This is a genomic window from Nocardia sp. NPDC051570 (assembly GCF_044454005.1).
Classification (GTDB): domain Bacteria; phylum Actinomycetota; class Actinomycetes; order Mycobacteriales; family Mycobacteriaceae; genus Nocardia.
The window spans coordinates 624309-638726 of record NZ_JBITDI010000004.1 but is presented as its reverse complement, the minus strand read 5'-3'; the positions used below and the strand labels follow the sequence as shown (position 1 = coordinate 638726).

Here is a 14418-nt window from a genome sequence, read left to right as displayed (position 1 = left end):
TTCGCGCTGTACATGATGGCGTTGCTGGTGGCGTTCTCTTCCCGAAACTGATGTTCCGGCCGGTGTTCCTCGGGCCCTGATTCCCTCGGTGAATTCGAGGAATCAGGGCCCGAGGATTTCACTCAGCGGCCGAGCGCCCGTGCCAGCTGGCGCTTGTTCATCTTCGACCGCCCCGCGATGCCGCGCCGGCGAGCCAGATCGTAGAGCTGGTCGCGGGTCGGGCCCTGCGTGCGCCTGGCTGTTCCCTGTGCTGCCATGTCACACCTCCTTGCGGGTTTGAACCTTCCTACTGACCATTCATCGGTGGCCGACGGATCGCTCGATGAGCGTCCCGTCGGCGGGTAGACCCGTCACCCGTCCGGACGAGCCCACGGCCTCGATGGTGATCGTGGCCGGGCCCAGCCGCAGATCGGCGAGCACGAGTCGACCCCAGCGCTCGGGCAACAGCGGTGCGAGCGCGATTCCGCGCCCCGGGACATCGGATTCGAATCCCGGGAACGAGTGGGCGATCGGACGGACAGAGCGTGCCGGCCTCGACCAGAGGGTGGTCGGCGGCCCGGTGTCCACTATTCGCGGCAAGGTACTGCTCATCGCATTCCTCCGCGTCGGTTACAGAACCGAGATGCAGCGATCTCATCGATACTGCCCCCGCCGGGGTTGATCTGTCGAGAAATTAGCGAACTTTCCGCTAATACATCCGGACCCATCCTCTCCCGAGAGGGCTACGAACATGAAAAGGGCCGGTAGTACCGGCCGGAATCGTTCGACTCGGGGCGGCGGTCGAACGTGGGATCCGGCATTTCGGTCGTTCCGCTCGGTAGTGTCCGGCCGGAGATCGAGTTCCTTTCACACAACGCTCTGGGAAGGATTGCGATGCAAGGTAAGCGAGGGGTGCGGTCGGCGTTGCTGGCGGCCGGGCTGCTGGGCGCCGCCGCGCTCGGGTACAGCGCGGTGGAGGCGCCGCAGTCGGTGGCGCAGGACCCCGGCAAGACGTTGAACTGCAAGATTCCGAAGGCCTCGATTTCGCTCACCCATACGGACGTGCCGGAGGGCCAAACGACGGGCGGCGTCTACAAGATGGTCGTGCCGACTATCACGCTCTCAGGTGATGACGGCTGCGGAAAGCTCGAGGGGGACACGATCCAAGTGGAGGACGACCGCCCGGACTACAAGAAGAACGGTTCGTGCGCGATGTCGGTCAAGGACATCACCGATCCCGACAGCAAGTTCATGAATGGATCCGGAACGGTCACTGCCGATCTCTCGGGCGAGAAATCGAAGTTCAAGGCCGACGCCGTGACGTCCGACAAGCCCGACACGAAAGCTCAGAGGAACAAGAAGGTACATATCGAAGGCACCTTCACCGGCCTGACGGGCGACTGCGTGGCAGGTGGTCTCAAGGATTCGACCGTCAAGCTCAGCGGCGGCACCGTCACGTTCTCACCCAAGTCGTCGTAGGACATTTCGACAATGTCGCATACGGATGGCCGGGGCGCTCTGCCCCGGCTCGCCGTCACCATGGCCCGCCACCGGCGGCGAGTCTTCGCGGGGTGGCTCGTCGCGGTGGCGATCGGATTGTGATCCGTCTCGTGCTGGTCCCGTGCTGATGCAGATCATGGGACGGTGGAACTGGTGGTTTCCCGGTGGTACGCCAGGCAGGCGGCCGACCGGTCGTACGCGCCCAGAAACAGCACCGTCCGCGCGGACTCCAGGCAGCCCAGTCGTTCCGCATGAACATAGGCGTGCACCGGCGCCGCCGAATACGGACGGCCCGGTTCCGGCGCGCCGATAACCGAACGCGGCGTCAACCCTAGCGTATTCGCCAGCCGCGCAACGAAATCGGGGGTGTGGGAGGGGGAGAGCAGGACCGCGCGCCCGCGCCGGAAATCCTCGGGCGACAGCTTGTCGTCGGCCAGGCACCGCTCGACGGCGGAGGCGGCGGCATCGAAGGCGTCGCCGGTCGGGCGCAGGTGCCCGTGGATTCCGGCCTCGTCGGATGACGTCCAGGCCGACGGCGGCACCGGACCGGTGGGGTCACTCGTCCGCAACGTGCCGAAACCGCCTGTCACAGTGGAGTTTTCGAGCAGTAGGGCGGCGCCGCTGGCGGTCGGGGCGGCGACGGGGTCCGCGACCGTCGGCCACGGTGTGTCACCGGCCACGAGCAATGCGTACCTCACCTTCCCGCCGATCAGGAATCCGTCGGCGACGGTCATCGCGTGCAGCACTCCGAGGGCGCCGTGTCGAAGATCGAAGGAGAGGGCCGGGGCTCGGCCGGGCCGGAATTCCGGTCCGAGGCCGAGCCGCTGCTCGATCGCGACGGCCGCGGGTGCGTCGCCGCGGCCCAGCACGCCGGAACTGATGAGCAGTCCGACCGCGTCGGCGTCGATTCCCGCGCGCCGCAGGCACTCTCGCCCCGCGCGGGCGGCCAGTTCGACGTAGCTGTCGGTGTCGGGATCGGTGCGCACCGCGGCGGCAAGGATTGCCGTGGGCACGATCAGACTTCCAGCCGGGAGACGGTGGCGGCGCAGCAGCCGGACATGATTCCGGAGGTCTGGGGGATCATCAGGATTCTCGATCCCTTGGGGATCTGCTGTTGCCGCAGATATTCGTGCAGCACAAGGAAGTGCGACGTGGATGCCGTATTGCCGTAGTCGGCAAGGACATTGAGCATTCGCGTCGGCAGGCCGCGGAATGTCTTGCGGGCCAGGCGATGCAGGCGGGTGATGGCCGGGGCGCTGGACTGATGGTAGATGCAGAAGTCGAAGCTCTCCTCGCGCGGATTGCGTCCGCCCTCGCGCAGGACGGCGGCCAGTCGGTCGATCGCCTGTTGCTGTATCGGCTCGTCCGAGTGGGTCTCGGCCGGTGTCGTCATCAGTTCGATGTAGTGGATCTCGTCGTCATCGTCGCCTCGGTCGTCGACTATCACGGCTATCCCGGCATCGCCGACGGTCAGCGCCTCCAGGTGAGAATCGTTGCGGGAATTGATATCTCGCACCGCGGATTCCGTCGCGGCGGTGAGTTGCTCGCCGGCGACCACCATGCCGTTGCGGACGACGCCCGCCTTGATCATGCGGTCCAGGATCGCGACCCCGGTCAGCATGCCGGCGCAGCCGTTGTCGATATCGAAGTGGCGAGCCCGATCGGCGCCGATCGCGGTGGCCAGCATGAGTGCGAATGCCGGTGCGGCGCAGTGGGTTCCGGGTCCGACCGTGCGGGTGGTCGAGGCCGAGATGATGATGTCGAGATCCGCGGCGGAGTAGGCGGAATGGCGCAGGCAGTCGCGCATGGCCCGCTGCGCCAGCACGAACGACGATTCGTAGCGATCGGGATGCGGATCGTAGACGTGTCGGTTGCGGACGCCGGTCAGGCGTTCGAGGGCCAGGCCGCGAAGCTTCAGCCGGGAGATCAATTCCCTTGTGGAGACCTTCGTTTCCGGTGTGTACCGGCCGATCGACTCGAAACGGGTGCGTCGCACGGCCCGTAGCGTACCCGGGGCTATTCCCGGCAGGAACGGTTCAGCGTCACATCGCCTGTTGACGAGTGACGTGGGCCACTCTACGGTAAGGAAATCTCCATTCTCCTTTTCAGATGAGGGACAGATGAGGTTTCGCACCGCCGTGGTCGCCGGCGTCTTGTTCGCCCTGGTCGGCATCGTCGCAACCGGTGGCGCCCATGCGGTGCCCATGCGCTCCGACGTGCCCATCGCACCCCTTCCGGTCATGGTCGTCCCGCCCGAGCTGGATTCGTTCTACAAGGCTCCGGCCGACGTCATCGCGGGTACGCCGCCCGGGGGAATCATCAAGGCCCGGCAGATCACCCCGGCGCTGGGGTCGGTGGCGCCGTTCAATATCGACGCGTGGCAGGTGCTGTATCGCACCGACGACAGTCACGGCAATGCGATCGCCACGGTCACCACGCTGTTGAAGCCGCGCGGTGCCGCGCCCGAGGGCGGATTCAAGCTGCTGTCGTATCAGGTGGCCGAGGACTCCACCGCGCAGTACTGCGCGATGTCCTATGTCGTCCAACAGGGTTCGATCCCCGCGGATTACGTCAATTCGGCGGAGACCTCGCTCGCCGTCGCCTTGGGTGTCTCGCAGGGTTGGGCGGTCGCCATTCCCGACTATGAGGGCCCGAATTCCGCCTACGGCGCGGCCATTCTGGGCGGGCAGGCGACCCTGGACGGGATTCGGGCGGCCGAGAGCTTCGCACCGTTGCAGCTGACCGCGGGCCCGGCGACGCCCGTCGGATTGATGGGCTACTCCGGCGGCACCATCCCGAGCGGATGGGTGGCCGAACATCACGACACCTACGCGCCGGAGCTGAATATCGCGGGCATCGCCATCGGCGGCGTCGCGATGGGCGATCTGATGGCGGTGCTGCGCTCCGACAACGGCAATCTCGGCGCGGGCGTGATCGGTGCGGCGCTACACGGCTTCGCCACCGAATATCCGGAGGTGCAGCGGGTATTCGATACCCAATACGACTGGTTCGGGCGCTTCATGACCTCGTTCAAGGGCGTGCTGTGCCATCCGATGGGTTCGGCGCTGTTCCCGTTCTGGAACTACCTGGGCTCCTACACCGGCCACGGCGATCCGCTCGAGGTTCCCGAACTGAGCAACGCGATCACCGCGCAGCAGCTCGGACAGCACACCCCCGATGTCCCGATGTACATCTATCACGCGCAGAACGACGAGTTGATCCCGAATGCGGGCACCGACCGGATCGTCGACGGCTACTGCGCCGATCCGAATGTCAGCATCACCTACACCCGAGAATTCCTCGCCGAACACATCATCGGCATCATGGGCTGGCTGCCCGACGGCTACCAGTTCATCATCGACCGCCTCAACGGCGTCCCCGCTGCCAAGGGCTGCACGATCACCAGCCCGTTCACCTCGTTCAGCACAGGCGATTTCGCCGAACTACTCAGCGATACATGGCCCGCCATAGCGGGATTGGTGACGGGATATCCGGTCGGCGCGCGATAGGTGGACGACGAGCTGGTGCGCATTGCCGCACACAACAATGCGCTCTGGTGCGACGCGATATGCCGATCACACGGAATAGCAGGCGAATTCGAGGCCACCGCGTGGACGAGTGCGCACCGGACGCCACCGCTGTATCCGGATGCGGTGACGCTCGGTCCGCAGGTGGCCGCGGGAGACATCCTGGCCCGCATCGACCGCGAGACGCCCGGCGCTTCGATCAAGGACAGCTTTGCCCGCCTGGACCTGGCCGACGCGGGATTCCGCGTGCTCTTCGAGGCGCAATGGATCTTCAGACCGGCCGATCGACCGCCGCCCGCCGCGCCGGAGCAGCCGTGGAGCCGGGTGAACAGCCCCGAGGATCTGGCCGCCGCGGTTCGCCACGGATGCCTGCCCATCGGAGGGTTGAAGATCTGGCTTGCCTAGGACTGCCCGGGCCTGCCCGGGCGGGGCGGCAGGGTGACCGGGTTGTCGATGCTGCTCGGTGGGTCGACCTGGGATGGGACCACCGGGTTGTGGGTCGGGAGATATCCCGGGGGGACTCCCTCGGCCTCGATGAGGTCGGTGTAGGCCTGGACCGCGTCGGTGGGGGTGCGCGCGAGGGTGGGATCGGTGGTGACATTGACCGTGTACAGGCCGAAACGGGGTGTGTAGGAACCCCATTCGTAGTTGTCGGTGAGGCTCCAGTAGTTGTAGCCGATTACGGGGTAGCCGTCCATGCGGGCGCGCTGGATCCAATAGACGACATCGCGCAGGTAGTCGGCGCGGTCGTAATCCTTACGCGGAGTGCCGTTCTGAGTGGCCATGCCGTTTTCGGCGATGTACAGCTTCTTCTTCGGGAACTTCTCCGCATAGCGCCGGATGGCGTAGTAGATCCCCTCGGACTGCAGCGGACCGTCCCAGAGTTGTTGGGCGACAGAGCTCGCGCCGGATCGGGCGACGGGCCGGGCCGTGGTGGCGGCGTCCGCGCCGAAGTAGTAGTCCAGGGTCACGAAGTCGAGTTTGTCCTTGATCAGCGCGACCCACTCGTCGTTCACCTGTGCGTCGCTCTTGGCGACGAAGCCGACATTGCTGGTGACCATCGCGCCGGGCTGTTTGCGGTGGATGTCGTCGTAGATCTGGTTGTGCGCCTGGGCGAAACTGGCCTCCATCTGATGGAAGCGCTTGTCGAAGTCGGGGCCCTGGACGTGGTGGTGGTTCAGTTCCTGGACGATATAGGCGACCGGCTCGTTGATGGTGACCCACAGCGGTTTTCGCGCGGCGTATCGGTCGACCACCTTGTTCGCGTTGGTGAGCCAGTTCTTGACCATGTTCGGATCGTCCCAGCCGCCGAGGGCGGCCTGCCAGCCGGGATACACCCAGTGATCCAAGGTGATCATCGGCTGCATTCCGGCCGACCTGATCAGATCGATCACCCGATCGTAGAACTCGAATGCGCTTTCGTCCCATTGGCCCTGCCGCGGCTCGACCCGGGCCCATTCGACGCTGAGGCGAAAGACCTTGATGCCCATGGCCGCTGCCGCCGCGATATCGGTCGGGTAGTGGTCGTAGAAGTCGACCGAATCGCGGTACTGCTCGTGTCCGAAGTTGGGGTCGGCGATGTACCGGGTCCAATTGCTGTCGGGTGCGTGGCCCTCGCTCTGGAAGCCGGACGTCGCTACGCCCCAGAGGAAATCGCTCCCGAGGGGTTCGACCCGGGCGGGCGGCGGGGATGCCTGTGCTGGTGCGGCGGCGCTCACCCCTACGACGATAGCGGCGAACAGCGCGCCGGCCAATGTCATTGCGGGACGGTGCGACATGAAGATCACCGATCGTATTCGTAGCCAGGGCCGTTCCGGATGGAAAAGCGTTGTGCGATTCGCGGGACATGTCCGAAGAAATCTAGATCCCATCCGGAACGAACCCGGCTCCGAATGCTTGATGGCGCCCGGTCGGTACTGGAGCGCCGTCCGCGCTTACGCGTCGGGCGGATTCAACGAAGTGTCCGCAACTACTCGAGGAGAATTATGGGTGCACTGACGGCTGTCGTTTCCACGCTCGGAAGCGTGGCAGGTGCTCTGCTCACCGGGCTGGGGAACGTCGTCACCGCGCTGTTCTGAGTTCTGCCGGTTCGGGGCGGGCTCCGAGCCGCCCAGCTTCGCCCTGTCCCGAACCGGACAGCCTTTCATGATCGCTGGTCGAGGGGCGTAAGTCGCTGCGAGGGGTCGATTTTCGTGTCGAGGACAAGCGTTGAGTCGATGATCCGACGAGGAGCTGTCGCAGCACTCGCAGCGTCGACGATCGGGGTGGCTGCCACGGCTCATGCCGAACCGCAGGCGATTTCGGTGCCGCTGCAGGGCTGCCCCGGTTTGTACGTGCTGGCGGTGCAGGGTACGGGGCAGTCGGCGCCGGACGCGCCGATGTCGCTGGATTCGGGCATGCTCGCGACGGTGATGGAGCCGGTGCTGACCACGGCGCGGGGCCTGGTGGCGCGGGCCTATGTGCCCTATGACGCCGGCTTCGGCGGCGCGGTGCCGGGCGGACTGGTGCCGTATTCGGTATCGGTGACCGGCGGACTCGACCATCTGCGGCAGATGGCCTCGGATGTGATCCGGCAGTGTCCCGGCAGCGAATTGGGGCTGGTCGGATATTCCCAAGGCGCGCATGTCGTTTCGATGCTGGCGCAGGAGATCGGGCAGGGCCGCGGCGAGATTCCGGCCGATCGTGTCGCGGCCGTGGCGCTGATCGCCGATCCGACGCGCAGGCCGGGGGCCTCGCTGTTCCCCGGCAGTCCGGGACGCCGCGCTCCCGCGGCCGCGCCCGGCACGTCGGGTGCGGAAGTCGCTCGGCTGCAACCCTTTTCGCAACAAAGTCTGTCCGGCGGCGGGATCGGTCCCGATCAGGACATCGCCATCGACTTCGGAGCGCTCAGCGGCCGGGTCGCATCGCTGTGTATTCCGGGCGATCTGGCCTGCGACGCGCCGGCGGATCTGCCGATGCTGCGCACGATCGTGAATCTCGCCGGGCAGGCCGAACTCGATCCGGCCGATCCGATGGCGGCATTCGCTTCGATTCTGCGCGCGCTGCGGGATATGGCGGTCAAGACGGCCCTCGAGGTCGCCGACCGCGATCTGGCGGGGCAGTCGCTGGGCACGCTGTCGCTGTCGCAGCAGACGCCGCTGAGTCAGCGCCTCGCCGAAATGTCGGATCCGCGAACGCGACCCGAGGATCCGGAGGCCCATCGCACGCTGTTGAAACTCGGGACGAGCGCGCTGAACACCCTGCTCGTGCTGACGGGTGCGACGCTGACGCCCGATGAGGTCGCCTATGTCGTCGCGGCCACCGATCCGCTCGACGGGCTGCGTCGCCTCGCCGAGAAGATCGTCGAATCAGTGCGCCGGCCGATTCCGAAAACCCATGCGTTCCATCTGTTCACGCAGATGTTCGACGCGGTGGCCCAGCTACTGGACGACACCCTCTCGGCCGCGGATCCGGCGATCTGGACGCAGTATCTCGATACCGGGCGGCAACACGGCGCCTACGTATTCGCCTCGGCCAGTGGGCGTTCCGCGGTGCAGTTCGTCGCGGACTGGTTCACCGCGTTGGCGCGGGACCTGTCGTCGCCTCGGCTCCCGGCCACACCCGCGCCCGCCGCCACGCCGACCCCGGAATCCCGTGCCGCGCAACCGCTGCCGATACCCGTGCCGGGACCGGCCTTCGGATCGGACCGCCTGGGCCCCTCGGCCCCCGGGACCGCGACGTCCACGCCGCCCTCGCATCGCAAGGTCGCGTGGTGGCAGCCGATCGGGCGGGACGGCGACGAGAGCCGGTACTACCTGTGGCTGCTGGTATTGATCGGCACGGCGGCGGTCGCGCACATGCTGACAGGGATGTGGAAGCCGCGCGAACAGTTCCTCGTCGGCATCGCGGCTCGCCGACGGCGCCTTCGGAAACGCTGAGCGGATTCGATCAGGAGCCGAGGAGATTGTCGATGCCGCGGCGGAGCAGCCGCACGCTGTCGTGATTGCCCAGGCGCAGGGCGATATTGGTGTTGTTGAGCATGCTGTCGATCTGGAAGACGGCGAGTTCGGCGTCGATATTGCCGAGTTCGCCCGCCGCGATGGCGCTGTGCAGATGGCGCAGCAGCAGCGCCTGCCAATCGGCGCGCTGCCGGGCGAGGGCGTCGCGGACCGGGCCGGGATGGCTGTCGAATTCGGCCATCGTGGCCGTCCAGAAGCAGCCGCCCGGGAAGACCGGTCGTTCGACGTAGGCGATCCAGTTCTCGAGCAGGGCGCGTAACCGCACCAGACCCGACGGCAGATCGCGGGCGGGCGCCACGACCTCGTCGAGGAAGACCAATCGTGCCGTCTCGACGGTGGCGAGCTGCAGCTGTTCCTTGGTACGGAACAGGGTTTGGATACCGGCCTTGCTGATGTCGAGATCGTCGGCCAGCCGCCCGAAGCTCACGCCGTCCAGCCCGTCGAGGGACGCGATGTCGACCGCGCGCCGCGTAATGGCCTGCCGCGACCGAGCGCCGCGCTGCAGGCGGCGATCGGAGATCGCTGTCACACTCACGATGTCACCTCGCTGCCGGTATGCGCTCCGGATCCGAGCGCGTTCTGCGATGGGTATTCGGCGAGCCCACTCCCGATGGCGTCACACCGCCGCTGGATTCCACATTACGCGACGCACAACGGGTGTACGGCCCGCTCGTGGGCTCGCTCATGATTCGGCGGCGAGCGATCGCGTGCCCGCGCCCCGCCGCGTGGCGACAACGAACAGCGCCACCAGCAGCACACTCAGCCAGACATAGGTGTCGCCGACGATATGTTGCCAAGGGGTCCAGGAGAATTCGCGATCGGCGTCGCCGGGCTCCCAGTTCTGCGGTCCGATCACGAATACCACCGCGGCGGCGAGCACGACCGCGAACCACGGCAGCGCCGAGCGCAGCGGCCGGCGCGCGGCGGCGCCGACCCCGGCCAGCAGCCCCGGGGCGATCCACACCCAGTGATGCGACCACGAGATCGGCGATACCAACAGCGTGAAGACCGCGTTGAACGACAGCATGAGCGCCGGATTGTCGTGCGCGCGGCGCATGGCCGTCACGACCAGCACCAGCAGCAGCGCGCCGAGCACCAGCCACAGCGCGGTGAAGGCCGGTTCGGGCACGCGCAGCCGGGCGAGCACGCCCTGGATCGACTGATTGGTATGGAAGGCCGAACCGCTCAGCCCGGATACGTTGCCCATACCGCCGAACCAGTAGCGGGTGGATGCGTGCGGCATGATCGCGAAGGCCAGCAGGGTCGCGACGGCGCCGGTCACCGCGGCCGTGATCGCGGCGCGGTAGTCCTTGCGCACCAGGAAGTAGATGACGAAGGCGGCCGGGGTCAGCTTGATCGCGGCCGCGATGCCGATGAGCATGCCGCGCCGCCATTTCGGCCGCGGCGCCAGGCAGTCGGCGGCCACCAGCACCATCAGCAGCAGATTGACCTGGCCGAAGTCGAGGGTGGAACGTATCGGCTCGAGCAGCAGGCCCGCCGGGATCGCGCAGGCGGTCGCCCACAACACCAGCTCGGTGCCGCCGTCCCACAGCCGCCGGGCCGTCAGATAGATCGTGATCGCCAGGGCCAGCGTCGAGACGATGAAGAATGCGAGCGCGGCCGGATGCCAGGACAGCATCGCGAACGGGCCCAGGGCCAGCGCCGCGAACGGGGGATAGATGAACGGCAGGCTGATGCCCATGGTCGTCTTGGGCAGCGAGCCGTACATATCGGCGCCGTGCCACCACGCCTGTACGCCGAGGCGGTAGACCTGCAGGTCGATGAACTCGCGCTTGATCGGGGTCAGCGGCCAGGTGGGGTGGGTCAGCCACCAGACGGCGACCGCGACCAGCAGTGGCGGGATCAGCCACAGTGGACGACCGAGGGGACGAGCCGAGGACTTCGTCGGAGCGGGGGTGGAGACGCTAACCATCCAGCAAGAGGTTACCGGTCGTCGACCGGCCCGGCGCGTTCGGGCCGTACGGCCCGAACGGCGATGCTAACGTCACTTTACTGGACATGAGTCCAGCAGTCGGGCGGGGCAGGAGTCGCGGACCGTGCGGAACACCTCATATCTCTCGATGGCGGTCGTCGTGTTCGCGGCCTGCTGTGCGGCGTTCGCCCCCACCGCGGCGGCCGGTCCCGGATTCGAAGAGTATGTGGCCCTGGGCGATTCGTGGGCGGCCGACGCGACACTGAGCCAGCCGACCGATCGTTATGTGCCCCTGGGCTGCGCGCAGAGCCGACGGGACTATCCCGAACAGCTGGCCGCGGCCCTGCGGATTCCGGTGTTCCGGGATGCGACATGCGGAGGCGCGGAGACGGCCCAGATGACCGCACCGCAGACGACCCCGCTGGGTACGAACGCCCCGCAATTCGATCGGCTCACCCCCGCAACGGATCTGGTGACCGTGGGGATCGGCGGTAACGACGCGCAATTGGCGTCGACCGTGCAGCGCTGCCTGACCATCGATCCGACCGCGACGCCGTGTCAGGACGCGCTGGTCGTGAACGGCGTGGATCGGATGTCGGCGAATATCGCCGCGGCCGAGCCGAAGGTGGTGGCGACACTCGCCGGGATCAGGGCGCGTTCCCCGCATGCCCGGGTGCTGTTGATCGACTACTTCCAGGGCGTTCGCCCGGCCCGTGGGTGCTATCCGGTCATTCCGATCTCCGACAGCGATGCCGCGTGGCTGGGCCGCAAGCTCATCGAATTGGATGCGATGCTGGCCGATGCGGCGCGGCGCGGCGGTGCCGAATTCGTCGACACCTATTCGGGAAGCGGCGGCCATGACGCCTGCCAGCTGCCCGGTGTTCGGTGGGTGGAGGGCCTGATTCCGGTATCGGTCGATCCGCCCGGGCTCGCGGTGCCGTTCCATCCCAATCAGCTCGGCGCCGACTATCAGGCCCGGGCCGTACTCGCGGCGATCGGCGGCCGATCCACGCCTTAGCATGTGGGGCGTTATGGCCACTCTTCACGAGCAGCGGCGATCCCGGAATGCCGAGGCGCCCCTCACACTCACCACCGAACCGCCCCGGAGCCTGTCCTTCGCCGATCAGACGGCGTTCTGGATCAATCTCGGCGTGAGCCTCATCGGCTTCACCGGGGCCGTCTTCGTGCTGCGACCCGGCGACCATCCGCAATTGCCGATGGTCGCGGCGATCGTCGCGACCGTGCTGGGGACGGTGGTCGGCACGGGGATGGTCGCGGCCGCCGGATCGGTCGGGGCGCGCACCGGGGCGCCCGCGATGGCGAACTTCCGGGGACTGTTCGGAACTCGGCTGTCCTATGCGCCGACCGTCGCCAATATCGTGCAGTGCATCGGATGGGGCGTCTATGAACTGACGGTCATCGCGAGCGGATTCCAGGCGATCACGCACGGTCGATTCGGACATGCGCCGGTGATCGTCGCGGCGGGAATCTTGTGCACCGCAATGGCGATCTGGCCGCTGTCGGTGCTGCATATCCTGCGCAAGTATGTGACCGTCGCGGTCGCGATATCGATGCTGTACTTCACCGTGCAGTTGCTGCGCAATCCGCTGCCGCATGTCGAGGGCACCTCGTGGAGCGGTTTCTTCCCGGCTGTGGACACCGCCCTCGCGGTGGCCGTGTCGTTCGTCCCGCTGGCCGCCGACTACACCCGGCACGCGCGTTCGGCCCGCGCCTCCTCCACCGCGACGCTACTGGGATATTCGGCAGGGCAGATCTGGTGCTATCTGCTGGGTGTGATCGCGCTGATCCAGGTGGGCGGCGATCCCGATCGGATCTTCGACACCTTCCTCGGGGTCACGGCCGGGTGGGTGTTCTTCGCCGTGCTGGTGCTGCGCGAATCGGATCAGTCGTTCGCGAACGTGTATTCCACGGCCATGTCGCTGCAGAATCTGCTGCCGCGGGTGGATCGCCGGATTCTCGCGGCGGCGGTCGGGGTGCTGGCGACCGTGCTGGCGCTGGGCGTCCACGATTTCACCGGATTCTCGAACTTCCTGCTGCTGATCGGCTCGGTATTCGTACCGCTGTGCGCGGTCATGGTGGTGGACTACTTCTTCGGCCGGGGGCGCCACGGGTGGGATCTGTCGGAGCGGGCGCCCGCGCGGCCGCTCATGCTGCTGCCGTGGCTGCTGGGTTTCGCGGTCTATCAGCTGTGCAATCCCGGTTCGGTGTCGTGGTGGGCGCGGATCTGGGAGCGAGTGCAGGAGGCGATCGGATTCCATCCGGATTGGTGGTCCTCGGCCTCGCTGTTCTCATTCCTCATCGCGGCGGCGGCGACCGGTGTGCTGGTGCTGATCGAGCGCCGGAGGAAGACCGCTGTCTGAGCACACCGGTGATCCGGTATTCGGCATGGGTGCCAGTCCGATGGCCGAATCCGATTGGCCGCCACTGACTCTCGACGAGATCGATGATGCCGTCGAGATCGAGTGGCGCAGTCCCCGGCCGCTCTCGACGACCGCTCGGGTGCGGCTCGCCATGGGGGAGTCCGTCGTGGTCAAGCGCATGGCCGTGGCATTGCGCGATGCGGCCGCGCTGGGCGAGGAGCATGCGTTCACCGATCATCTGCGGGCGCGCGGTATGCCGATCCCGGCCGTGCGATCGTGGCTGCGCGGGGAATTCGGCTACGAGAGGTACGAACTCGGCGTGGGGGAGGATCGCTATCGCGGCGTGTTCTCCTGGACGCCGTATCTCTCGGTGGCCCATGCGGCCTCGGCCGGGCGAATGCTGGCGCGATCACATGGCGCCGCCGAGGGTTTCGATGCACCCGAGCGACCGCCCCGGCCGCTGACCGCCGCGCTGTGCGTCGATCCGATCGCGACCGTCGAGCGGTATGCCGCGGCCCGCCCCGCGGTCGCGGCCTTTCTGACGGGGCGGCGGTGGCGGGACGAATTGTCATGGCCCACCGTCGATATCGCGGAACTCGCGCCGCTGTGGACGCATAACGACTGGCACGGCACGAATCTGCTGTGGTGCGGCGACGAGGTCGGCACGGTCTTCGATTTCGGGCTGGCCAATCGCACGACGGCGGTCTTCGATCTGGCCGTGGCGATCGAACGGTTCGCGGTCGACTGGATCGCGCTGCGCGACGGCGGCCCGGCGGGGGTGCGGGCCGATCAGCTCGCGGCGTTCCTGCGTGCCTATCGCGAGATCCGCCCGCTGTCTCCCGCCGAGCGTCGCGCGCTGCCGCAGCTGTTCCCGCTCGCCCACATCGCCTACGAACTGTCCGAGATCGATTACTTCCTGGCCGTTGTGCCGCGGCCCAATCGCGAGAATGCCGAGATCGCGTATCGCGACTATCTCGTGGGACATCTGCACTGGGCGGGATCGGCGGCGGGACGCGACTTCCTCGCGCTGCTCGGTCATTTGATCAAGTGAGCGAACCCACACCGCTCCCGCCGACGGTGCCGTTCGGAACTTTCCGGCC

Annotated in this window: 14 protein-coding genes; 7 read left to right on the top strand and 7 right to left on the bottom strand. The window is 67.0% G+C overall.

The window, feature by feature from the left end; translation table 11 throughout:
* Positions 1–122 precede the first annotated feature (122 nt).
* Together ACIA76_RS13120 and ACIA76_RS13115 are read right to left on the bottom strand one after the other, a co-directional pair.
* Positions 123–257, bottom strand: coding sequence for a hypothetical protein (locus ACIA76_RS13120; protein ID WP_397151831.1), 135 nt, complete (start codon positions 255–257; stop codon positions 123–125).
* 40 nt (positions 258–297) lie between these two features.
* A complete protein-coding gene (locus ACIA76_RS13115; RefSeq protein ID WP_397151829.1) occupies positions 298–591 on the bottom strand; it encodes a hypothetical protein in 294 nt (97 codons plus the stop codon).
* Between the two features lie 282 nt (positions 592–873).
* Here ACIA76_RS13115 and ACIA76_RS13110 point away from each other — a divergent pair, with 282 nt between their 5' ends.
* Positions 874–1458 carry a hypothetical protein gene (locus ACIA76_RS13110; RefSeq protein WP_397151827.1) on the top strand — a complete coding sequence of 195 codons (585 nt, stop codon included), beginning with the start codon at positions 874–876 and terminating at the stop codon, positions 1456–1458.
* A gap of 155 nt (positions 1459–1613) precedes the next feature.
* On the opposite strand, the gene ACIA76_RS13105 is transcribed toward ACIA76_RS13110, so the two are convergent.
* Entirely contained in the window at positions 1614–2492 is an 879-nt protein-coding gene (locus tag ACIA76_RS13105; protein ID WP_397151825.1) for a hypothetical protein, read from the bottom strand.
* Between the two features lie 2 nt (positions 2493–2494).
* Positions 2495–3475, bottom strand: a complete 981-nt coding sequence (locus ACIA76_RS13100; RefSeq protein WP_397151822.1) for a 3-oxoacyl-ACP synthase III family protein — start codon at positions 3473–3475, stop codon at positions 2495–2497.
* 124 nt (positions 3476–3599) lie between these two features.
* Here ACIA76_RS13100 and ACIA76_RS13095 point away from each other — a divergent pair, with 124 nt between their 5' ends.
* Positions 3600–4988: a lipase family protein gene (locus ACIA76_RS13095; protein ID WP_397151820.1), complete on the top strand. Its 1389-nt coding sequence runs from the start codon at positions 3600–3602 to the stop codon at positions 4986–4988.
* The gene (locus ACIA76_RS13090; protein WP_397151818.1) at positions 4989–5411 is read left to right on the top strand and encodes a hypothetical protein; all 423 of its coding nucleotides are present in this window, start codon (positions 4989–4991) and stop codon (positions 5409–5411) included.
* On the opposite strand, the gene ACIA76_RS13085 is transcribed toward ACIA76_RS13090, so the two are convergent.
* The gene (locus ACIA76_RS13085; protein ID WP_397151815.1) at positions 5408–6766 is read right to left on the bottom strand and encodes a family 1 glycosylhydrolase; all 1359 of its coding nucleotides are present in this window, start codon (positions 6764–6766) and stop codon (positions 5408–5410) included. The genes ACIA76_RS13090 and ACIA76_RS13085 overlap by 4 nt on opposite strands.
* Before the next feature lie 456 nt (positions 6767–7222).
* Here ACIA76_RS13085 and ACIA76_RS13080 point away from each other — a divergent pair, with 456 nt between their 5' ends.
* Positions 7223–8923, top strand: coding sequence for a cutinase family protein (locus tag ACIA76_RS13080; protein ID WP_397151813.1), 1701 nt, complete (start codon positions 7223–7225; stop codon positions 8921–8923).
* 10 nt (positions 8924–8933) lie between these two features.
* Here the strand turns inward: ACIA76_RS13080 and ACIA76_RS13075 are convergent, their stop codons facing one another.
* Positions 8934–9539, bottom strand: coding sequence for a TetR/AcrR family transcriptional regulator (locus tag ACIA76_RS13075; RefSeq protein ID WP_397151811.1), 606 nt, complete (start codon positions 9537–9539; stop codon positions 8934–8936).
* Positions 9540–9686: 147 nt separating this feature from the next.
* Complete coding sequence (locus tag ACIA76_RS13070; RefSeq protein ID WP_397151808.1) at positions 9687–10937, bottom strand: glycosyltransferase 87 family protein; 1251 nt, start codon at positions 10935–10937, stop codon at positions 9687–9689.
* 124 nt (positions 10938–11061) lie between these two features.
* On the opposite strand from ACIA76_RS13070, the gene ACIA76_RS13065 reads away from it, so the two are divergent.
* The 3 genes from ACIA76_RS13065 to ACIA76_RS13055 are packed head-to-tail and all read left to right on the top strand — an operon-like array spanning position 11062 to position 14369.
* On the top strand, positions 11062–11955 hold the full coding sequence (locus tag ACIA76_RS13065) for an SGNH/GDSL hydrolase family protein (protein ID WP_397151806.1): 894 nt from the start codon (positions 11062–11064) through the stop codon (positions 11953–11955).
* A 13-nt stretch (positions 11956–11968) separates the two neighbouring features.
* Positions 11969–13318 carry a purine-cytosine permease family protein gene (locus ACIA76_RS13060; RefSeq protein ID WP_397151804.1) on the top strand — a complete coding sequence of 450 codons (1350 nt, stop codon included), beginning with the start codon at positions 11969–11971 and terminating at the stop codon, positions 13316–13318.
* Positions 13319–13343: 25 nt separating this feature from the next.
* On the top strand, positions 13344–14369 hold the full coding sequence (locus tag ACIA76_RS13055) for a phosphotransferase enzyme family protein (RefSeq protein ID WP_397151802.1): 1026 nt from the start codon (positions 13344–13346) through the stop codon (positions 14367–14369).
* Positions 14370–14418 lie beyond the last annotated feature (49 nt).

Bases quoted from the DNA above. Each gene is read 5' to 3' on its own strand.
- ACIA76_RS13080 (WP_397151813.1), top strand. From the start codon at position 7,223: ATGATCCGACGAGGAGCTGTCGCAGCACTCGCAGCGTCGACGATCGGG.
- ACIA76_RS13120 (WP_397151831.1), bottom strand. From the start codon at position 257: ATGGCAGCACAGGGAACAGCCAGGCGCACGCAGGGCCCGACCCGCGAC.
- ACIA76_RS13055 (WP_397151802.1), top strand. From the start codon at position 13,344: ATGGGTGCCAGTCCGATGGCCGAATCCGATTGGCCGCCACTGACTCTC.
- ACIA76_RS13085 (WP_397151815.1), bottom strand. From the start codon at position 6,766: ATGACATTGGCCGGCGCGCTGTTCGCCGCTATCGTCGTAGGGGTGAGC.
- ACIA76_RS13060 (WP_397151804.1), top strand. From the start codon at position 11,969: ATGGCCACTCTTCACGAGCAGCGGCGATCCCGGAATGCCGAGGCGCCC.
- ACIA76_RS13110 (WP_397151827.1), top strand. From the start codon at position 874: ATGCAAGGTAAGCGAGGGGTGCGGTCGGCGTTGCTGGCGGCCGGGCTG.
- ACIA76_RS13115 (WP_397151829.1), bottom strand. From the start codon at position 591: ATGAGCAGTACCTTGCCGCGAATAGTGGACACCGGGCCGCCGACCACC.
- ACIA76_RS13095 (WP_397151820.1), top strand. From the start codon at position 3,600: ATGAGGTTTCGCACCGCCGTGGTCGCCGGCGTCTTGTTCGCCCTGGTC.
- ACIA76_RS13070 (WP_397151808.1), bottom strand. From the start codon at position 10,937: ATGGTTAGCGTCTCCACCCCCGCTCCGACGAAGTCCTCGGCTCGTCCC.